Annotated in this window: 16 protein-coding genes and 1 pseudogene; 8 read left to right on the top strand and 9 right to left on the bottom strand. The window is 73.7% G+C overall.

What is annotated here, in order from left to right:
- Together AB0O29_RS24860 and AB0O29_RS24855 are read right to left on the bottom strand one after the other, a co-directional pair.
- Positions 1–572, bottom strand: a pseudogene (locus AB0O29_RS24860) (hypothetical protein); the annotation flags it as partial.
- Between the two features lie 11 nt (positions 573–583).
- Positions 584–2,107 (bottom strand): peptidoglycan DD-metalloendopeptidase family protein, encoded by a 1,524-nt coding sequence (locus AB0O29_RS24855; protein WP_365154978.1) that lies wholly within the window; start codon positions 2,105–2,107, stop codon positions 584–586.
- A 253-nt stretch (positions 2,108–2,360) separates the two neighbouring features.
- Between AB0O29_RS24855 and AB0O29_RS24850 the strand changes: the two genes are divergently transcribed.
- Complete coding sequence (locus tag AB0O29_RS24850) at positions 2,361–3,302, top strand: NAD-dependent epimerase/dehydratase family protein (RefSeq protein ID WP_365154975.1); 942 nt, start codon at positions 2,361–2,363, stop codon at positions 3,300–3,302.
- A 17-nt stretch (positions 3,303–3,319) separates the two neighbouring features.
- Positions 3,320–6,694 (top strand): aminotransferase class I/II-fold pyridoxal phosphate-dependent enzyme, encoded by a 3,375-nt coding sequence (locus AB0O29_RS24845; protein ID WP_365154972.1) that lies wholly within the window; start codon positions 3,320–3,322, stop codon positions 6,692–6,694.
- A 10-nt stretch (positions 6,695–6,704) separates the two neighbouring features.
- Here the strand turns inward: AB0O29_RS24845 and AB0O29_RS24840 are convergent, their stop codons facing one another.
- From AB0O29_RS24840 to AB0O29_RS24820, 5 genes are all read right to left on the bottom strand, one after another.
- Complete coding sequence (locus tag AB0O29_RS24840) at positions 6,705–7,283, bottom strand: toxin (protein ID WP_365154969.1); 579 nt, start codon at positions 7,281–7,283, stop codon at positions 6,705–6,707.
- Positions 7,280–7,750 (bottom strand): helix-turn-helix transcriptional regulator, encoded by a 471-nt coding sequence (locus AB0O29_RS24835; protein WP_365154967.1) that lies wholly within the window; start codon positions 7,748–7,750, stop codon positions 7,280–7,282. Before AB0O29_RS24835 ends, AB0O29_RS24840 begins: the two co-directional genes overlap by 4 nt.
- A gap of 305 nt (positions 7,751–8,055) precedes the next feature.
- Positions 8,056–9,225 carry an MAB_1171c family putative transporter gene (locus AB0O29_RS24830; protein WP_365154964.1) on the bottom strand — a complete coding sequence of 390 codons (1,170 nt, stop codon included), beginning with the start codon at positions 9,223–9,225 and terminating at the stop codon, positions 8,056–8,058.
- A gap of 42 nt (positions 9,226–9,267) precedes the next feature.
- Entirely contained in the window at positions 9,268–9,984 is a 717-nt protein-coding gene (locus AB0O29_RS24825; protein WP_365154961.1) for a TetR-like C-terminal domain-containing protein, read from the bottom strand.
- A 116-nt stretch (positions 9,985–10,100) separates the two neighbouring features.
- On the bottom strand, positions 10,101–10,619 hold the full coding sequence (locus tag AB0O29_RS24820) for a GNAT family N-acetyltransferase (RefSeq protein ID WP_365154958.1): 519 nt from the start codon (positions 10,617–10,619) through the stop codon (positions 10,101–10,103).
- A 132-nt stretch (positions 10,620–10,751) separates the two neighbouring features.
- Between AB0O29_RS24820 and AB0O29_RS24815 the strand changes: the two genes are divergently transcribed.
- Positions 10,752–11,321: a PadR family transcriptional regulator gene (locus AB0O29_RS24815; protein ID WP_344150254.1), complete on the top strand. Its 570-nt coding sequence runs from the start codon at positions 10,752–10,754 to the stop codon at positions 11,319–11,321.
- Positions 11,322–11,359: 38 nt separating this feature from the next.
- Positions 11,360–13,078 (top strand): acyl-CoA dehydrogenase family protein, encoded by a 1,719-nt coding sequence (locus tag AB0O29_RS24810; RefSeq protein WP_365154955.1) that lies wholly within the window; start codon positions 11,360–11,362, stop codon positions 13,076–13,078.
- Between the two features lie 76 nt (positions 13,079–13,154).
- Here AB0O29_RS24810 and AB0O29_RS24805 read toward each other — a convergent pair whose 3' ends face one another.
- Entirely contained in the window at positions 13,155–14,327 is a 1,173-nt protein-coding gene (locus tag AB0O29_RS24805) for an agmatine deiminase family protein (RefSeq protein WP_365154952.1), read from the bottom strand.
- A 111-nt stretch (positions 14,328–14,438) separates the two neighbouring features.
- Positions 14,439–15,020, bottom strand: a complete 582-nt coding sequence (locus AB0O29_RS24800) for a helix-turn-helix domain-containing protein (RefSeq protein WP_365154949.1) — start codon at positions 15,018–15,020, stop codon at positions 14,439–14,441.
- Positions 15,021–15,150: 130 nt separating this feature from the next.
- On the opposite strand from AB0O29_RS24800, the gene AB0O29_RS24795 reads away from it, so the two are divergent.
- The 4 genes from AB0O29_RS24795 to ureA form a co-directional block, all read left to right on the top strand.
- Positions 15,151–16,791, top strand: a complete 1,641-nt coding sequence (locus tag AB0O29_RS24795) for a serine/threonine-protein kinase (RefSeq protein ID WP_365154947.1) — start codon at positions 15,151–15,153, stop codon at positions 16,789–16,791.
- 109 nt (positions 16,792–16,900) lie between these two features.
- Positions 16,901–18,061: an agmatine deiminase family protein gene (locus AB0O29_RS24790; RefSeq protein WP_365154945.1), complete on the top strand. Its 1,161-nt coding sequence runs from the start codon at positions 16,901–16,903 to the stop codon at positions 18,059–18,061.
- Between the two features lie 83 nt (positions 18,062–18,144).
- Positions 18,145–18,726 carry a helix-turn-helix domain-containing protein gene (locus tag AB0O29_RS24785; protein WP_365154942.1) on the top strand — a complete coding sequence of 194 codons (582 nt, stop codon included), beginning with the start codon at positions 18,145–18,147 and terminating at the stop codon, positions 18,724–18,726.
- A 228-nt stretch (positions 18,727–18,954) separates the two neighbouring features.
- Positions 18,955–19,607: urease subunit gamma (ureA, locus tag AB0O29_RS24780; RefSeq protein WP_365154939.1), on the top strand; the 653-nt coding region annotated here is incomplete at its 3' end.

Below are 19,607 nucleotides of genomic sequence, written 5' to 3'. Positions count from 1 at the left end.
TGGACGCCGTCGGCCCCGGCCGCGAACACCTCCAGGCGCCCGTCCGCCGACCTGGCGGAGACCACCCGACCCGACTCCGCCGGATACACCAGCGGACCCGGACCCGGTTCGTGGTGGCCCAGACGGTCCACGGCGGCCCGCGCCTCGTCCATGTGCCGCAGGTGCGCGCCCACGCTGTAGGTCGACCACTGCCGCCAGTCGGTGCCGTGCCCGGAGATGCGGAACGCCTCGTTGGCGTTGCACTGGGCGTCGTAGGCGCAGGCGTCGGAGACCTCGTTGTGCCAGTGGTCGTTGATCTGCCACAGGCCCCGGTCGGTCGAGGTGTTGGGGGTGTTGCCGGTGGTGTTGGAGGCGCCCGGGTTGCAGCTGGACTCCGCCAGGGCGACCGCGATGGCGGTCACCAGCCCGTCGCCGCGGAAGCCCGCGTTGTAGCCGACCTGGGCGCACAGATCGCTCGACGCGGCCTGGGCGGGAGCGGCGGCGGAGATCACCCCGGCGGTGAGGAGCAGCGAGGCGAACGCGGACAGGAGGGCGCGGTGCGGCGCTCTGCGAGCGCGTCGAACGGTGGTCACGTGCGGTCTCCTCAGTTGACGGCGGGGCCGGAAGTACCGTTCAGCCAGGTCCAGTCGGACCAGGTCGAGAACCCGGTCTGCCACTTGTGGTGGACGCCCGCTCCACTGGTGCCGAAGACCTCGATGCGGCCGTCCTGGTTGGAGGTGGCGATGACCTCGGTCCCGCCGCCGCCGAAGGTGTCCCACGGGCCGTAGGCGGCGTTGACGCCCGTCTGCCAGGTGTGCTGGGCGGTGGTGCCGTTGATGGCGAACACCTCGACCCGGCCGTCGGCGGTGCGGTGGCTGGTGAGCTGGGAGTCGGCGGGCCCGCCCGTGGGCTCCCAGTCGGACCAGGCCGTCGGGCTCGTCTGGTATTTGTGGAAGACGCCGACGGGTCCGGAGGCGAGGACTTCGAGGCGTCCGTCCTGGTTGTGGTCGACGGTGAGGTCGTGTCCGCCTCCGCCGAAGGTTTCCCAGGTGGACCAGGTGCCGTTGACGGCGGTCTGGTACTGGTGCTGGAAGGTGTTGCCGTTGAGGGCGAAGACCTCAAGGCGTCCGTCGGGTGCTTTCTCGATTTCGATGCGGCTGTCGGCGGGTCCGCCGCCCGCGGGTTCCCAGTCGGCCCAGCCGGCGTTGGGGGCGGTCTGGTAGCGGTGGAAGACGCCGACGGGTCCGGAGGCGAAGACCTCCAGGCGTCCGTCGGCGTTGGTTCCGGCGGCGATGTCGTGTCCGCCTCCGCCGAAGGTCTCCCAGCCGGACCAGCCGCCGGAGGGCTGGAGCTGGTAGCGGTGCTGGAAGGTGTTCCCGTTGATGGCGAACAGTTCGAGGCGTCCGTCGGCGTTGGGGCCGATGGCGAGTTCGGCTCCGCCGGGGCCGGCCAGGGGTTCCCAGTTGGACCAGGCGCCGTTGACGGCGGTCTGCCAGGCGTGGTGGACGCCGTCGGCCCCGGCCGCGAACACCTCCAGGCGCCCGTCCGCCGACCTGGCGGAGACCACCCGACCCGACTCCGCCGGATACACCAGCGGCCGGGGGCGCGGACCCGTGCCGGGCGTGCACGGCATGCCGACCCCGCGCTCCGCGAGGTAGGGGACCGGGTCCGTGCGCACGCTCGCATCGGGGTCCGCCCACACCCGCAGGTGCAGGTGCGGGCCCTCGGAGTTGCCCTCGCTGCCCATCAGGGCGATCCGCTGCCCGGCCACCACGTGGTCGCCGACGGCCACGTCCCGCTGGTACATGTGCCCGTACTCGGTGATCGTGCCGTCCGGGTGCAGGACACGGATCCACTGCCCGTAGCCGCCGGGGTCGTACCCCGAGATGGTCACCCGGCCGTCGCCCACGGCGAAGATCGGGGTGCCGTAGTCGTTCGCGATGTCGATGCCGTTGTGCGCCGGGCTGTACCCCTGGGAGATGAACCCCGTCGTGGGGCACGCGGCGGCGAAGCCGGCCGCCCCGGACGGGGACGCCGCCGCCGTACCGGGCAGCAGCGCGACGGCCGCCGAGAACAGGACGGGCAGCGCCCGCCGGAGCACGCCGGACGCAGGGTTCCGGCCAATCACGCCGCTCCTGCGGACGGGACGGTGCGCGGTCAACGGGGCCTCCTGATCGGAAGGGTGCGGAGCCGGCGGGACGCGCGGGTCCGGCGAACCGTGCGGACGGGCGATCGGGAAGCTAGCAACGGGCGCGTGACCGGGGGATCCGGAACATTGCGGAATGACCGAGGAGGGCGCTTCCGGTAGGGGTGGGGGTTTCGGCCGTGGGCCCGGGGGGCGCCACCGCCGGGCGCCCGGGGGCCCGCGCTAGTGTGCGTACGTGAACACTCATGTCGTCATAGGTTTCGGACCCGCCGGTGCCGCCACCGCACGGCTGCTCGTCGAGCAGGGCCACGAGGTGAAGGTCGTCACCACCTCGGGCCGCGGCCCCGAGCCCGGGATCGAGCACATCGCGCTGGACGCCAGGGACGCCGGGCGGCTCACCGGGGCGGTACGGGGCGCGGTCGCGATCCACGGCTGCGCCGCACCGCCCTACCACCGCTGGGCGGGGGAGTGGCCGGCGCTGGCCTCCTCGCTCTGCACGGCGGCCGAGGCGACCGGGGCGGTGCTGGTCATGCTCGGCAACCTCTACGGGTACGGGCCCGTGGACGGACCGCTGACCGAGGACCTGCCCCTCGCGGCGACCGGCACCAAGGGACGGGTGCGCGCCGCCGTCTGGGAGCAGGTGCGCGACCTGCACGCCCAGGGCCGGATCAGAGCCGTCGAAGTGCGCGCCTCCGACTTCTTCGGGCCCGGCGTCACCGACGGCGGGCACCTGGCGGCGCGGGTCCTGCCGCCGCTGCTGCGCGGCAGGCCGGTCTCCACCCTCGGCGACCCGGACGCCCCGCACAGCTGGACGTACCTGCCCGACGTGGCCCGGGCCCTCACCGAGGTCGCCGGCGACGAGCGGGCCTGGGGCCGGGCCTGGCACGTCCCCACCGAACCCGCTCTGTCCGTACGGGAGATGGTCGGACGGCTCGCCGCCCAGGCCGGCACCGGCCCGGTCGCCGTCCGCGGCGTCCCGCCCCTGGCCCTGGCCCTGGGCGGGCTGTTCAACCCGCTGCTGCGTGAGCTCAAGGAGATCCGCTACCAGTTCGACCGCCCGTTCACGGTCGACTCCACCGCCTACGAGACCGCTTTCGCGACCCGGGCCACCCCCCTGGACCAGCAGGTCAAGGCGACGGTGGACTGGTGGCGCGAACGCCTGGCCACCACCGGCTGACGGTGCCGGTGAGAAGGATGGATTCCACAGTGGACCCCAACGGAGCGGGGCGGGAACCGAACCGGGACCGGGACGACATAGCCGTCGTCGGGATGGCCTGCCGGTTCCCGGGCGCCCGGAACCTGAACGAGTACTGGCGGCTCCTGACCGACCCGACCGCCCAGTTCGCCCGCGTCCCCGACAGCCGCTGGCGCGCCGACGCCTTCCTCAGCGACGACTTCCGCGACACCTCGGCCGCCTACACCGACACCATGGCGCTGCTGCCCGACGTGGACCGCTTCGACGCCGCCCACTACGGCATCCCGCCCAGGCGGGCCAAGGCGATGGACCCCCAGCACCGGCTGCTGATCGACCTCGCCCGCGAGGCGGTCCAGGACGCCGGATGGGAGGCCGACGGCTTCGACCGCGAGGAGACCTCGGTCATCACGGCCCTCACCGACAGCGGCTACCGGGGCCTGACCACCCTCCGGATCAGGATGCGGCAGCTGGCCGGCGGGGAGTTCGGGGCACGTCCGGTCGACCCCGGCTGGCGGGAGACGGTCCGCGCCGTCGACGGGATGCAGGGCACCTCCGTGGCCGGGATCCTGCTCAACATGGGCCCGAACACGATCAGTTCGGTCTTCGACCTGCACGGCGAGAGCTACGCCCTGGACTCCGCCTGCTCCGGCGGCCTGCTGGCCGTGGCCAACGCCGTCCACGCGCTGCGCTCCGGCCGCACCCGCATCGCCCTCGCGGGCGGCGCCCAGCTGGTGATCACCCCCGACCTGCTCGTGGGGCTCTGCCGGATCGGCGCCATCTCGCGCAGCGGCCGCTGCCTGCCGTTCGGCGCGGACGCCGACGGCTTCGTCCTCGGGGAGGGCGCCGGGGTGCTGGTGCTGCGGCCCCTGTCCGACGCGCGCGCCGCCGGGGACCGGGTGTACGCGGTGATCCGCGGCGTGGGCACCGCCAACGACGGGACCGTCCAGGGCGGTATGCACCCCCAGGCGGCCGGGCAGCTGCGCGCCCTGCGCCGCGCCTACCGGGACGCCGGGCTGGCCCCCGGCGAGGTCGGCTACCTGGAGGCGCACGGCACCGGCACCACGGTCGGCGACCCCGTCGAACTCGCCGTCCTGCGCGAGCTGCGCGGGCCGGACGCCGCCCCCGCCCACCTGGGCGCGGTCAAGGCGGTGGTCGGGCACTCCCTCAACTCGGCCGGGCTGGCCGGGCTCATCAAGTCGGTCCTGGCCGTGCAGCGCGGGGTGATCCCCCCGCAGCCGGAGTTCGGGCTCGCCGAGCGGGCCGTGCTGGAGGACGCCCGGCTGATGGTCCCGACCTCGCCCGTCCCCTGGCCGGGCGACGGCCGGCCGCGCCGGGCCGGCGTCAGCGCGTTCGGCTTCGGCGGCACCGGCGTGCACCTCGTCGTCGAGGAGGCCGCCGCGCCGCCGGCCCGCCCGGAGCGGGCCGGGCCGCCCGGGGGGCACCACGTCCTGTCCGTCAGCGCCCGCGACCGGGCCGGGCTGGCCCGGTACGCCCGGGAGCTGGCCCGTACCGTCGCCGAGGACCGGCCCCCGCTGGCCGCCGTGGCCGACACCCTGGCCCGCCGGACCCCCCTCGCACAGGGCCTCACCGTGCGGGCCCGCGACACCGCCGACGCGGTCGCCCGGCTGACCGGGGCGGCCGAGGCCGTGGAGGCGGGCCTCGCCGTGGACCCGCCCGCCGGGGAGGTCGCGGCGGCGGGGGAGCGCGTACCCCCGTGCACCCTGCCGCCGAGCCCGCTCGCCCCGCGCCGCCACTGGATCGTGGACGAGGAGGCCCGCGACACGGCCGACCCGGAGCCGGTGCTCCCGCCCCTGCCCGACCCGGCCGGGAACGGGCCGCGGGGGGCGCGCTCCGAGGGGGCGGGCGCCGCGGCCCTCGTCCTCGAAGAGGTGTCGCGGACCGGCGTCTACCCGGTGTCCGACCTGCACGAGGACCAGACGCTGGTCGCCGACCTCGGCTTCGACTCGCTGATGCTGCACGAGCTGGACACCCGTATCGCGAACCGGGTGCCGGGATTCCGGACCGAGGAGATGTTCGCCCCGGACCTCACCGTCGGCCGCCTGATCGCCCTCGTCGCCCCCGGCCACCGCGAAGACCCCCGACCCCCCGGCCCGGCCGCGCCCCCGGCCGCCGCGCCCCCCGAGGCCGTCCCGGACTGGGGCGCCGAGACGGCGCGGGTCGACGACTTCCCCGAGGTGGGCAAGTTCGAACAGCTCCTGGGGTCCATCGCCGGCACCGGGGCCGGCTACCCCTACTTCCGGGTCCACGAGGGCACGATCCGCGACACCACGGTGATCGGCGGCCGCCCCTACCTCTCCTTCGGCAGCTACAACTACCTCGGCCTCTCCGGGCACCCCGCCGTCAACGAGGCCGTGCACCGGGCGGTGGAGCGGTACGGGACCTCGGTCTCCGCGAGCCGGGTCCTGTCCGGCGAACGCGAACTCACCGTCCGCCTGGAACGCGCCCTCACCGAGTTCCTCGGCGTCGGCGACTGCCTGACCCTGGTGAGCGGCCACGCCACCAACGTCACCGCGATCGGCCACCTCGTGGGCCCGGAGGACCTCGTCCTGCACGACGCGCTCGCCCACGACAGCATCCTCCAGGGCTGCGCCCTGTCCGGTGCGGCGCGGCGCCCCTTCGCGCACAACGACACGGAGCGGCTGGAGCACCTGCTGCGGCTCAACCGGCCGCGGTTCCGCCGGGTGCTCATCGCCGTCGAGGGCGCCTACAGCATGGACGGCGACCTCGTGGACCTGCCCGCCGTCATCGAACTGAAGAAACGTTATGGCGCCCTGCTGATGGTGGACGAGGCGCACAGCATCGGCACCGTCGGCGAACGGGGCCGGGGCGTCGGCGAGTTCTTCGGCGTCGACCGCTCCGACGTGGACCTGTGGATGGGCACCCTCTCCAAGGCCTTCGCCAGCTGCGGCGGCTACCTCGGCGGCTCGGCCCGCATGGTGCGCTGGCTGCGCCACACCCTGCCCGGCTTCGTCTACAGCGTCGGCCTGACCCCGCCCAACGCGGCGGCCGCGCTGGCCGCCGCCGAGCTGATCGAGGCGGAGCCCCGGCGGGTGGACGCGCTGCGGCGCAACTCCGCGCTCTTCCTGGACCTGGCCGCCTCCGCCGGTCTGGCGACCGGCTCCAGCGCCCACACGCCCATCGTGCCGTGCATCCTCGGGGACTCGGCCCGCACCCTGCGCGTCGCCGACCGGCTCTACGCCCGGGGCGTGATCGCCGACCCGATCTTCCACCCCGCCGTGGAGGAGGGGCTGTCGCGGCTGCGGTTCTTCGTCACCGCGGAGCACCGCGAGGAGGACCTGCGCCGGGCCGTGTCCGTGCTGGCCGAGGAGGTGGCGATCGCGGCCACGGCGTGAGGGTTCCACGTCAGAACAGGGTGCGTTCGATCCGGCTGAGCATGGCGCTCCTGCCCGGGTCCGCGTCCTCGCCCGCCCCGTCCTCGGGGTGCGCCGGATGCGGCTGCTCCGCGCCCTCCATCCGCTGGGCGAGCAGATAGGCGATGATCTCGGCCTCCTGCTCCTGGACGTCGTCGTAGGTCGCGCGCAGGAGCATGTCGCGCACGAGGTCGGGGTCGAGGTCGGGGAAGAGGAGGCGGGCGGCCGCCTCGTCCAGTCCGCCGGCCCCGCGATGGCAGCAGATGATGTGGCCCAGCTCGTGCAAGATGATGTGCTCCTGATGCGCGCTGGTGGTGTTGGCGTCGTAGAAGATCAGGTCCTCGTCGCGGGCGGCCACCCACATGCCGCAGGGGTGCGACGCGGGCATCTGCATCGGGACCAGGAGGATCGGCCGCTCGCGCGCCTCGCCGAGGTGGCGGCAGAGTTCGGCGACGTCGGACACCTCGGGGAGGCCGAGTTCGGCGAGCCGCCGGGTGCCGGCCTTGCGGAGCTTCTTGAGCCGGCTGCGGCGCTCGTGGTCGGCGGCCCGCTCCTTCCAGGAGCCCTTCATACGGGCTCGGAGGGGCCGGGTTTGTCGGCGGCGGGGGAGTCGGCGTCGTTGACCGGCGGGAGGCCCTGCATCTGCCGGTACTGGTCCATGATGGCCGTGATGGCCGCGAGGTTCTCCTTCTTCATCCCGGCCGCGCGCATCGCCACGGCCCGGACGCCGGACTGCCGCAGCGCCTCGATGGCGGCGACCTGGCTGAGCACGGACTCGGCGACCTTGTCGTCGAAGAAGTAGGCGACCGAGACGCCGAAGAACTTGGCCAGGGCCGCGAGGAGGTCGGGTGACGGGTTGGAGCGCTTGCCCGTCCGCAGTTGCGAGAGGTACACGCCCCCGGCCTTGAGCTCGGGGTTGATCCGCTTCAGTTCCTCCGCCACCTCGGCGTTGGTCCAGTGCTTGCCCTTGGGGCGGACCGTCTTGAACAGGTCGTCAAGGCGCCTGGCGAGCAGGGGCCGGTCGTCGTTCTCGCTCATGGTGAAACTTCCTCCCGTCACCTCCTCGGTATAGCCCTTGGCTATACGCCAGTTTCACAGAATAGCGGTCAGTTGACAATTGGCCTGGACTCCGCCAACGTTGGGTCTCGCCGATAGCTGCCAGCTAACTCGTCACGGGGGATGTTCGACGGGGAGGCAGGTAGTGAAAATCGGACTGGCCCGGCCCTCGGGGGATGGGCCGGGCCAGTCCGGGCGGGAGCCACCCGTCCGGCCCGACGTAACACACGGGGGGAACGGGGGAGGCCCGCCCGGTTCGACGGGGGATACGAACCGGGCGGGAGCTTTCAACTCGCGGTGCCGAGTTTACTGTAGGCGGCCGCCACTTTGGTGAGCCAGGCGACCTCGGCCGTGAAGTTGTCCGTGTCGCGGTCGTCGAAGTCGCCCGCGTCCTTGTTGTCGTGCGGCATCGTCCCGGCCTGCTTGGCCAGCAGCGCCCGCTTGATCCGCGCCGCCTCCGTGAAGGCCTGCCGCGACTCCTCGCTCTGCTCCCTGCCCGAGGCGCCGTCCGAACCCTGCGCACCGCCCACGGTCGTACGGTCGATGAACGGCCGCAGGTCCCGCCAGCCGTCGCGTATCTCGACGACCCGGCGGTGCAGCCGGTAGTCGAGGTCCGAGACCGAGGCGCCCGGCGGCTCCAGGGCGATGTCCGGGGAGGACTCGTACAGGTCCCGCCAGAGCGGGTAAAGCGCCCGGTACGAGCGGTAGCTCCGGCCCCACGCCAGCAGCCGGGAAGCCGCCGGACCCCAGGAGGAGTTGGTCAGGCCGAGCGACAGGATGACGATGCCCGCCGCGCTGAAGAGGTTCGAGGCCAGCTTCCAGACGCCGATGTCGAACCCGGCGGCGGCCGTCAGGATGTTGACGGTCCGGCACGTGCAGTACAGGAACAGCACCACGGCGGCCACCCGCAGCACCCGCAGCGCCTGGCGCAGCGACTCGTTGTCCGTCATCCGCGCGTACTCACCGCACTGGCGGAAGATGGTCACGCACGGCAGCGCCTGGGAGGCCATGAAGGCCAGCAGGTAGACGAGGACCAGCGGCTGCCCGCTGCCCGTGTCGAAGTCCGAGGACGGCCGGGAGGTCCCGTCGGCGAGCAGGAAGAGCGCCACCAGGGCCACGTTCAGCGCGCTCCCGGTGATCACCCACCACCGCGTCCTGCGCCGGGCCTCCTCCTCGGGGGCCGCCCACCGCAGCAGGATGATCTCCGCGGCGACGCAGTAGGCCACCGCCGACAGGTGCATGAGCAGGATGGCGAGGTTGCCGACGCCCAGGAGGCCCGGACCTCCCATGGCGATGGCGCCGAAGGTGAAGGTGAGGCACTGGAGCACCAGAGTGCTGATCAGTGTCCAGTAGGCGCTGTCGTGCCGGCTGCGCCGCACCTGGCACAGCCGGTAGATGAGCGCGGCGTACGAGGAGAGCGCCGCGATGACGAAGCAGAGGGTTCTGATGGTGTTCAAGGCTCGGTTTCCTGCAGGGTGCCGCGGGGGCGGCAGTGGGGGTCAGTCGGTGGGTTCGCCCGGGGGGACCTCGAGCCCGATGCTCTCGGCCGCCACGGCGATCGCGTAGTCGAAGTAGGCGGCCTCGTCCTTGACGCTGTCGTGGGTGCGGCTGAAGACCTGGAACACCAGGAGCCCGATGAGGTTGCTCCACAGCACGATGCCGCGCTCGATGATGTCCGAGAACGGAGCCTCGGGCACGCCGCCGAAGGCCTCCACGGCCGCCGGGAGCAGCAGCGGGGGACCCGGCACCGCGCGCCGGGGCGGGGTCAGTTCGCCGGCCTCCAGCGCCGCCCGGATGATCCCGGCGAGCACGGCGGGGGTCCGCGCGGCGGCCGGGACGGTGTCCTCGGGGGCGTGGTAGCCGGGCACCGGCGAACCGTAGATCAGGGTGAACTCGCCGGGGTTGGCGAAGGACCAGCGCCGCAGCGCGCGGGTGACGGCGAGCAGCCGCGCCCCCGCCGGAGCCCCGGCCGTGTCGGCCCGCTCCATCGCGGCGCCCGAGGCGTCGTAGGCGTCGATGACCAGCGCGGTCAGCAGGTCGTCGCGGCGCGGGAAGACGGCCTCGACGTCGGAGAGGCCGAGCCCGGCCGCGCGGGCCACGCCCTCCAGGGACAGTCCCGCGGCCCCCAGTTCCACCAGCTGCCGGCGGGCGGTCTCCTTGACCGCCCCCGCCCGGTCCGGGGCGTCGTCGTTCGAACTGATTGCTGAAACGTCCATGCCGGAACCGTACCCGCCGCCCCGAACCGCCGTCGCCGCAGCACCGGGACGGGTCCCGGCGGACGGATGGGATCCGGCCACCGGCGGCATGCCCGGCCGGATCCGAACGAAACGGCCTAAAGGGCGACCGGGGCGGTCCGGTGCCGGGTCAGCACCCGGGTCGTGCTGCCGTCGTCCTCCGCGACGTCCCGCACGTGCGCGAAGCCGATCCGCTCCAGCAGCGCCAGCGAGGCGGCGTTCTCGGCCGCCACGGTGGCGTGCACCTCGTCCAGCCCGAGGGTCTCGAAGCCGTACGCGGTGAGGGCGCGGGCCAGTTCGGTGCCCAGGCCCGCACCCCAGGCCGAGGGGGCCAGCGCGTAGATGATCTCGTGCCCCGCGACCTCGTCGGTCCGCTTGATCTCGGCGTGCCCCACCAGCACCCCGTCCCTGCGCACGGCCCAGACGTCGAACAGGTCCCCGGCGTAGACCTTGGAGAAGATCCGGCCGAACAGGGCCCGGTCCTCCGCCTCGGAGACGGGCCCGTCCCCCATCCACCGGGACACGCCCGGGTCCTGGAACAGGGCGGTGAACGCCTCCTCGTCCTCGGGGACGTACGGGCTCAGCAGGAGGCGCTCGGTGCGCAGGTCCGGGGTCATGATCCGGACGCTATCCACCCGTCCCCGGGGCGGCAATCGGGTTTGCGGCGGGCCCCGCACCGCCGGGTGAGCCGTGTCTCACCCGGGCGGCGCCCCTTGTCTATGCAACTCGTTGCATAGAAAGATCGGGGCATGGCGCTCGACCACGCGATCCTCGTCTCCCTCCTGGAGATGCCGGGCTCCGGCTACGAACTGGCCCGGCGGTTCGACCGGTCCATCGGCTACTTCTGGACCGCCACGCACCAGCAGATCTACCGGGTCCTGGCCCGCATGGCGGGCGACGGCCTGCTCACCGTCCGCGAGGTGCCCCAGCAGGGGCGGCCGGACAAGAAGGAGTACTCCGTCGCCGCCCCCGGCCGCGCCGCCCTCGCCCGCTGGCTGCACGAGCCGATCGAACCCGAGAGCATGCGCCACGAACTCGCCGTGAAGATCCGCGGCGCGGCCTTCGACGACCCGGCCGCCCTGATCCGCGAGGTCGAACGGCACCACCGCGCCCACAGCGACCGCCTCGCGCACTACCTCGCGGGGGAGCGGCGCGACTTCACCGGCCCCGGCGCCCCCGGCCCGCTCGACGCCGGGCAGGAGCTCCAGCACGTGGTGCTGCGCGGCGGCATCGCGTATGAGCGGATGACCGTCGCCTGGCTGGACGACGTCCTCGCCACCCTGCACCGCCTCGGCGCGACGCCACCACCGTCCGCCTGACCGCACCCCACCCACCACCCTCCGGAAGGCGACCCCTCATGGCCGACCCCCTCCTCTTCAACCCGCGCACCTACGACCCCGCGCACTTCGACCCCGAGACCCGGCGCCTGCTGCGCGCCACCGTCGACTGGTTCGAGGAGCGCGGCAAGCGCCGGCTGCTGGAGGACTACCGCACCCGCGCCTGGCTCGCGGACTTCCTCGCGTTCGCCGCCAAGGAAGGCCTGTTCTCCACCTTCCTCACCCCGGCCTCCGCCGCCGCCCGCGAGGACCAGCGCTGGGACACCGCCCGGATCGCCGCCCTCAACGAGATCCTCGGCTTCTACGGCCTCGACTACTGGTACGCCTGGCAGGTGACCATCCTCGGCCTCGGCCCGGTCTGGCAGAGCGGGAACACCGACGCCCACGCCCGTGCCGCCGAACTCCTCGCCCAGGGCGAGGTGTTCGCCTTCGGCCTGTCCGAGCGGACCCACGGCGCCGACATCTACTCCACCGACATGCTCCTGGAGCCGGACGGCGACGGCGGCTTCCGCGCGAGCGGCTCCAAGTACTACATCGGCAACGGCAACGCGGCCGGCCTCGTCTCGGTGTTCGGCCGCCGCACCGACGTCGAGGGCCCGGACGGGTATGTCTTCTTCGCCGCCGACAGCCGTCACCCGGCGTACCACCTCGAACAGAACGTGGTCCACTCGTCCAAGTACGTCAGCGAGTTCCGGCTCCAGGACTACCCGGTCGCCGCCGCCGACGTCCTGCACACCGGCCGCGCCGCCTTCGACGCCGCCCTCAACACGGTCAACGTCGGCAAGTTCAACCTGTGCACCGCCTCCATCGGCATCTGCGAGCACGCGATGTACGAGGCCGTGACCCATGCGCACAACCGCGTCCTCTACGGCCGCCCCGTCACCGCCTTCCCGCACGTGCGCCGGGAGCTGGCCGACGCCTACGTCCGCCTCGTCGGCATGAAGCTGTTCAGCGACCGCGCCGTGGACTACTTCCGCTCCGCCGGTCCCGAGGACCGCCGCTACCTCCTCTTCAACCCGATGACGAAGATGAAGGTGACCACCGAGGGCGAGAAGGTCATCGACCTGATGTGGGACGTCATCGCGGCCAAGGGGTTCGAGAAGGACACCTACTTCGCGAACGCCGCCGTCGAGATCCGGGGCCTGCCCAAGCTGGAGGGCACCGTCCACGTCAACCTCGCGCTGATCCTCAAGTTCATGCGCAACCACCTGCTGGAGCCGGTGGACCACCCGGCCGTGCCGACCCGCCTCGACGCGGCCGACGACGAGTTCCTCTTCCGGCAGGGCCCGGCCCGCGGTCTGGGCTCCGTACGCTTCCACGACTGGCGGCCCGCCTACGACGCGTACGCCGACGTGCCGAACGTCGCCCGCTTCCGCGAGCAGGCCGACGCCCTCTGCGCGTTCGTCGCCACCATCGCCCCCGACGAGGCGCAGAGCCGCGACCTCGACCTCCTGCTCTCCGTGGGCCAGCTGTTCGCCCTGGTGGTGCACGGCCAGCTGATCCTGGAGCAGGCCCGTCTGACGGACCTGGACCGGGACGTCCTCGACGAGCTGTTCTCCGTCCTGGTCCGCGACTTCTCCGGCCACGCCGTCGAACTGCACGGCAAGGACTCCGCGACGCCGGCGCAGCAGGAGTGGGCGCTGGGCGCGGTGCGCCGCCCGGTCGTCGACGAGGCCCGCGCGGCCCGCGTCTGGGAGCGCGTCGAGGCCCTCTCGGGGGCGTACGAGATGGCGCCGTAACGGCGGTCCGCCGACCGGGCCCGCGGGTCGTCCGCCGGGCCCGGCCGGCGACCGGTCGGCTGCCGGTCCGCGGCCGTCAGGCGGCGGGCTTGCCGGGCTGGTCGTGCGTCGAGCAGTGGATGCCGCCGCCACCGGAGGCGATCGTGTCGATCTCCACCTGGACCACCTCCCGCTTGGGGAAGTGCTCCTGGAGGATGCCGCGGGCGCGGTCGTCGGCCTGCCGGTCGTTGAACCGGGGGATGAACACGGCGTCGTTGGCCACGTAGAAGTTGGCGTAGGTGGAGACGAAGTCGTCGCCCCGGCCCGTGATCCGGTCCAGGTCCGGCTGCGGCAGGTCGATGATCTGGAAGCGCCGGCCGCGGGCGTCCGTGGCCTTGGACAGGACGGACTTCGCCTGGTCGGCGGAGCGGGACCAGGAGTCCGGCGGCGTGTTCGGGTGGGCCCGGTCGAGGAGGACCACGCCGGGCGCGGTGAACCGGACGAGGCTGTCCACATGGGCGTCGGTGATGTCCTGGCCGCGCACACCGGCCAGCCAGATCACCTTCTGCACCCCGAGGGTCTTCTTGAGCTCGGCCTCGATGGTGTCCCGGGACTTCCCCCGGTTGCGGTTGTCGTTGACGATCGAGCTCTCGGTGACGAGCAGGGTGCCCTCGCCGTCGGTCTCGAAGGAGCCGCCCTCGGCGACGAGGGGGGCCTGGACCCGGGGGATCCCGTACTTCTGCAGCAGGGTCCGGCCGACCTTGGCGTCGTTGCCGTGCTCCTGCTTGTTGCCCCAGCCGTTGAAGTTGAAGTCGACGCCGACGACCTTCCCGGCCTCCTCGACGAACACGGGGACGGTGTCGCGGGCCCACAGGTCGTCGACGGCCAGCGGGATGACCTCGACCTGGTTGCCGCAGGCCCGCTGGGCCGCGTCCACCTGGTCGGGCCGGGCCATCATCACCACGGCCTCGTACTTGCCGACGGCGCGGGCGATCCGCGCGATGTCCTCGCGTACGTAGGGCAGGTCCTTGTCCCACACCCCGGCGGCGATGGCCGGCCAGGCCATGAAGGTCCGGGTGTGGCTCTCCCACTCGGCGCCCCGGCGCCGCGCCGCGCCGCCCGCGCCGGGCTGCTCGGGGGTGCCGGCCGGGGTGCCGGGGCGCTCGGCGGCGGTGTCGGCGGGGCCGCAGGCGGCGGCGCCGAGGGCGAGGGCGCCGAAACCGGCGAGGGTGCGGAGGACGGACCGGCGGGTGGGGGGAGGGTTCGTCACGGGGGAACTCCGATCGTGGACTCGTCCCGTCACTGTGGCACTGACTGAAAATTCAGTCAAACCGCCACGCATGGCGAGAACCCGATCGGCCCATGGAACCCCCGGAGCCGCTCAGGACAGCCGGTCGACCTCCACGCGGACCGCCTCGCGCATCAGGTGGCGGGCGTGCCCGAGGGGGAGCAGGCCGCTGAGCCAGCGCACGCTCAGCCCCTCCAGCAGGGCGGTCAGCCGCTCCGCCGCGCCCGTGACCTCGGCGGCGGCCGCGCCCGGGCGGACGGCCGCGATCAGTTCGGCGACCTCGGCCGCCCAGGCGGCGCCGGCCGCCGCGAGTTCCTCCCGGAGCTCCGGGTCGAAGACGGTGTGGGCCCGCAGCTCCCCCCAGGCCGTGCTGTTCTCGCGGACCTCGGGCAGGTCCTGGAACTCCAGGAGCAGGGTCCGTTCCAGCAGCTCGCGGGGGTCGGCGGGGTGCGGTCCGGCGGCGGCGTCCGAGGGTTCGGTGTAGCGGTCGGCCCGGTCCCCGATGAAGGCCAGGGCCTGGCGCAGGATGCCGGGCCGGTCCTTGAAGTGGTAGTAGACCAGGGCGGTGGACACCCCCGCCTCGGCCGCCAGCTCCGTCACCCGCAGTCCGCGGACGCCCCGGCGTGCGATGACGCGGGCGGCGCCTTCGAGGATGGTCCGTCTGCGGTCCGTCACGGTGTGGTCCTTCCCGGGTGAACCCGTCGGGCGGGGTGAGGCACGTATTGTCACACGTTGACTGAAACTTTAGTTAAGGAGACGATGAAAACCGGCCACCTGACCTGCCGCATCGTGGAAAGAGCACCGCATGCCCGACCAGCTTCCCGGCGTACAGCCCGTTCCCGCGGGACTCACCGCCGACGACCCCCGCGAGATCGGCGGCTACCGCCTGCACGCCCGGCTCGGCGCGGGCGGGATGGGGGTGGTCTACCTCGCGTACACGCCGGGCGGCCGCCCGATCGCGCTGAAGGCCGTACGCGCCGAGTTCGCGGAGGACCCCGAGTTCCGCGAGCGGTTCGCCCGCGAGGTGGCCAGCGCCCGGCGGATCCACGGCCTGTTCACCGCGCAGGTGGTCGACTTCGGGGTGGACGGGCGCACCCCGTGGCTGGCCACCGCCTACGTGCCCGGCCCCTCCCTGCACGAGGTGGTGCGCCGGCACGGCCCGCTGCCCGTGCGGACGGCGCTGCTGCTGGTCGCGGGCATCGCGGAGGCCCTCCAGGTCATCCACGCGGCCGGGGTCGTCCACCGGGACCTCAAGCCCGCGAACGTGCTGATCGCCGGGGACGGCCCCCGGGTGATCGACTTCGGCATCGCGCACGCCGCGGACTCCTCCGCGCTCACCGGGACCGGGCTCAGGATCGGCACCGCCGCCTTCATGGCGCCCGAGCAGGCCCTCGGCCACCGGGTGACCCCGGCCACCGACGTCTTCGCCCTGGGCGCGCTCGTCGCGTACGTGGCGGGCGGCACGCCGCCCTTCGGCCCCGGCCCCGAGTCCACGGCCCTGTACCGCGTGGTCCACGAGCACCCCGACCTGAGCCGGGTCCCCGCCGAGCTGCGCGACCTGGTGGCGTGGTGCCTGGCCAAGCAGCCCCAGGACCGTCCGACCACCGCCGAGCTGATCGCGTACGTGCACGGGCACCCCGCCGTCGGAGGCCGGCCGGAGTTCACCGACGGCTGGCTGCCCCGGCCGGTCCGGGAGGAGGTGGGCGGGCCCGCGCCGGCTCCCGGCCCGGGGGAGCCCGGGCCCGCGTCCCACGCGCCGACGGCCATGGCGGCCACGGCCACGGCCACCGCCCCCGCCGCCCCCCGGCCCGCCGCGCACGCCCCCGCGCCGCCGGCCGCCGCCCCCGTCCCGGCGCCGGCGTCCGACCCCGGCTCGGCCGCACCCCCCGGCCGCCGGGCGGCGCGCCGCGGGCGGCGGCTGCCCGCCGTGGCCGGGGCGGTGGCCGTGACCCTGCTGCTCTGCGGCGGGGCCGTGTACTACCTGGACGGCCCGGGCGAGGGGGCCGCCGCCTCCGCCGAGGACCGGGAGCCGGCCGACGGGGACGCCGAGCCGCCCTCCCCGTCCCCCACACCCGCCCCCTATCCGGCCGGGTACACCCAGGTCGAGCTCACCGCCCCCGACGCCGGCTACGAGTTCGACCTGAAGGCCGGGAAGGTGGTGCCCGCCGACACGGCCACCTGGTTCCTCGCGCGGGACGCCCAGGCCCTCGTGCCCTCGGAGGAGTCCGACTCCTTCGTGTCCGACGGCAAGGCCCTCACGGTGCCCGCCTGCCTCCACGGCATCGAGACCAAGCCCGTCACCTCCCTGCCGTTCAGCGCCCTGGCGGGGGAGCGGCCCTTCTGCGTCCGCAGCCCCGACCGGCGCGAGCTGGCCGTCGTCCGGCTGCGCAAGGCCACCGCCGCCGGACCCGTCACGATCGTCGTGGACCAGTACCACCTGGGCTGATCCGGAGCCGACCGCGCGGAACACATTGCTCCCCCTCTCTTGACTGAATTTTCAGTTAACGCAAGGATGCCGATCAATCCCCGCCCCTTCCCCCTCAGGGAGCCCCCCCATGGAATCGCCCACCACCTCCCGTCGCCGGCTGCTCCAGCTCGGCGCGGCCGCCCTGCCGCTGGCGGCCCTCGGCTCGGCCCTCCCCTCCGCCCCCGCCCGCGCCGCGGGCGCCCCGGCCGGGCTGACCATGCCCGCCGAGACCGACGCGCACGTCCGCACGTACATGGCCTGGCCCGCCCTCTCCCGGGTCTGGGGCGCCGACGGGCTGGCGAACGTGCGCGCGGACATCGCCGGCGTCGCGTACGCGATCTCCCGCTTCGAGCCGGTCGTCGTGCTGGCCCGCCCCGGCCAGGCCGCCGACGCCCGCTACCAGTGCGGCCGCGGCGCCCGCTACGCCATCGACGTCATCGAGATACCGGTGGACGACCTGTGGATCCGCGACTTCGGCCCCACCTTCCTGGCGGGCCCGGGAGCCGTCGTCGGCGTGGACACCAACTTCAACGGCTGGGGCAAGACCGGCACCTCGTACGCCCAGCCCTACGCCAACGACGCCGCGGCCGCCGGCATCCTCCTCGGCGAGTACGCCGTGAGCCGCGTCCAGGCGGGCTTCACCGGCGAGGGCGGTTCGCTGGAGACCGACGGCGAGGGGACCCTGCTGGCCACCGTCAGCTCCCTGGTCAACCCCAACCGCAACCCGGGCATGACGCAGGAGCAGGTGGAGCAGGAGCTGAAGACGGCGCTCGGCATCCAGAAGGTCATCTGGGCGCCGGGCCTGGCCGGCGCGGACATCACCGACTGCCACATCGACTGCCTGGCCCGCTTCACGGCCCCGGGCAAGGTCATCCTCGACAAGCCCGGACCCGACACGGACCCCAAGTGGGTCGCGGTCTACGAGGAGACCAAGAAGGTCCTGGCGGCCGCCACCGACGCCCGGGGCCGCCGTCTGGCCGTCACCGAGCTGCCCGGCCCGGACCGCAAGAAGATCACCGGCAAGGGGGAGGAGTTCCTGTCGAGCTACACCAACTACTACACCCCGAACGGCGGGGTGGTCGCCCCCCGGTTCGGCGACGCCTACGCGGACGGCGTGGCCTACGCCATCCTGCAGGCCGCCTACCCCGCCCGGGACGTGGTCCAGATCCCCATCGACGGCATCGCGAGCGGCGGCGGCGGCATCCACTGCGCCACCCAGTCGCACCCGGCCGTCCCGCCGGTGATCTGATGGCCGGCGTGCCCCGGCAGGTCCGCCGGTCCGGGGACGGGCCGCGTGCGCCCGCGGCCGAACGCCCCGGTAAGGTGCGGGTCATGGCGTCTCGCAGCACTCAGATCCTCGAAGCGGCCGCCCGGGTGATCGCCCGGCGCGGGGTCCGCGGGCTGCGCGTGGAAGAACTCGCGGCCGAGGCCGGGGTGTCGACCGCCCTGATCTACTACCACTTCAAGGACCGCACCGGGGTCCTGCGCCAGACCCTCGAGTTCATCAACGACCGCGCCGAGCGCTACACCACCGACCGCGATCCGGACGCCCCTCCCCTCACCCCCCGGGAGGAGCTGGACGAGACCCTGCTGCTGGAGCTCCAGGACACCGTGGAGGTCCGGGAGAACAGCTCGGCCTGGGGCGAGCTGCGGGCCAGCGCCGTCTTCGACGAGGTGCTGCGCGAGGACCTCGCCCGGGCCACCCTGGTCTGGGTCCAGGAGGTCGCCGCGCTGCTGGGGCAGGTCCAGCCGATGGCGACCGCCTCCTCGCTCGCCGCGGCCGCCGAACGCCTCACCGCCCTGCTGGAGGGGCTCAGCATGCGCTGGCTCAGCGGCGGTATCCGGATCGGCCACGCGCGCGAGCTGATGCGCGGGGCCATCGACGCCGAGCTGGCCGGACTCCAGCGGTACTGAGGCGTACCGCCCCGCCCCTCCCACCCCCGGTGGGCCGCCCCGGCCTGCCCGGACGCGGTCGCCTCGTCAGCGCGTCGTGCGTCCTGCGTAGGCCGGGGCCTTTCCTTGTCGTAACTCTTGACTGAATTTTCAGTCAGTGTCACAGTTCCTCGCGTCGCCCGGAGTCATCCCCGGGCCGGCGCAATCCAAAGGAATGATCATGAACGTTTCCCGTGGGCGGTGGTCCCCGTGCCGCTGACACCTACCGAACGCGACCGGCTCCTGCTGTTCGGCGCCGCCGAGCTGGCCCGGACCCGGCGTGCGCGGGGCCTGCGGCTCAACGTCCCCGAGGCCACCGCGCTGATCGCGGACACGGTGTGCGAGGCCGCCCGCGACGGGGTGCGCCTGGCCGAGGCCCTCGAACGCGGCCGCTCCGTCCTCGGCCCCGACGACGTGCTGCCGGGCGTGGTGGACATCGTCACCGAGGTGATGGTCGAGGCCGTCTTCGAGGACGGCACCCGGCTCGCGGCGGTCGGCGACCCCTTCGGGGCGCAGCCCCGCGACGACGCGGCGCCCGGCGCCGTCCTGCCGGGCGCCGACCCGGTCGAGGAGCCGGAGCCGGCGCTCACCCTGGCCGTGCGCAACACCGCCTCCGTGCCGGTGAGCGTCACCTCGCACTTCCACTTCTTCGAGGCCAACCCGCGCCTCGACTTCGACCGCGCCGCCGCCTACGGCATGCGCCTCGCGGTCGCGGCCGGCTCCTCCACGCGCTTCGACTCCGGCGCAGTCGTCGAGGTGGGCCTGGTACCGATCGGCGGCGCGCGGATCGCCATCGGCTTCGCCGGGCTGGTCGACGGCCCCCTCGACGCCCCCGGTGCCAAGGCGGAGGCCCTGCGCCGGGC

The sequence above is a fragment of the Streptomyces sp. NPDC089915 genome (genome assembly GCF_040684675.1).
In the GTDB taxonomy this organism is placed as follows: domain Bacteria; phylum Actinomycetota; class Actinomycetes; order Streptomycetales; family Streptomycetaceae; genus Streptomyces.
Note: the sequence above shows the minus strand (reverse complement) of the source record. Positions and strands in the feature narration are given on the sequence as shown.

Coding starts and splice junctions, on each gene's coding strand:
- AB0O29_RS24835 (WP_365154967.1), bottom strand. CDS start 7,750: ATGAGCGAGAACGACGACCGGCCCCTGCTCGCCAGGCGCCTTGACGAC.
- AB0O29_RS24785 (WP_365154942.1), top strand. CDS start 18,145: ATGGCGTCTCGCAGCACTCAGATCCTCGAAGCGGCCGCCCGGGTGATC.
- AB0O29_RS24845 (WP_365154972.1), top strand. CDS start 3,320: ATGGATTCCACAGTGGACCCCAACGGAGCGGGGCGGGAACCGAACCGG.
- AB0O29_RS24790 (WP_365154945.1), top strand. CDS start 16,901: ATGGAATCGCCCACCACCTCCCGTCGCCGGCTGCTCCAGCTCGGCGCG.
- AB0O29_RS24810 (WP_365154955.1), top strand. CDS start 11,360: ATGGCCGACCCCCTCCTCTTCAACCCGCGCACCTACGACCCCGCGCAC.
- AB0O29_RS24815 (WP_344150254.1), top strand. CDS start 10,752: ATGGCGCTCGACCACGCGATCCTCGTCTCCCTCCTGGAGATGCCGGGC.
- AB0O29_RS24825 (WP_365154961.1), bottom strand. CDS start 9,984: ATGGACGTTTCAGCAATCAGTTCGAACGACGACGCCCCGGACCGGGCG.
- AB0O29_RS24840 (WP_365154969.1), bottom strand. CDS start 7,283: ATGAAGGGCTCCTGGAAGGAGCGGGCCGCCGACCACGAGCGCCGCAGC.
- AB0O29_RS24795 (WP_365154947.1), top strand. CDS start 15,151: ATGCCCGACCAGCTTCCCGGCGTACAGCCCGTTCCCGCGGGACTCACC.
- AB0O29_RS24820 (WP_365154958.1), bottom strand. CDS start 10,619: ATGACCCCGGACCTGCGCACCGAGCGCCTCCTGCTGAGCCCGTACGTC.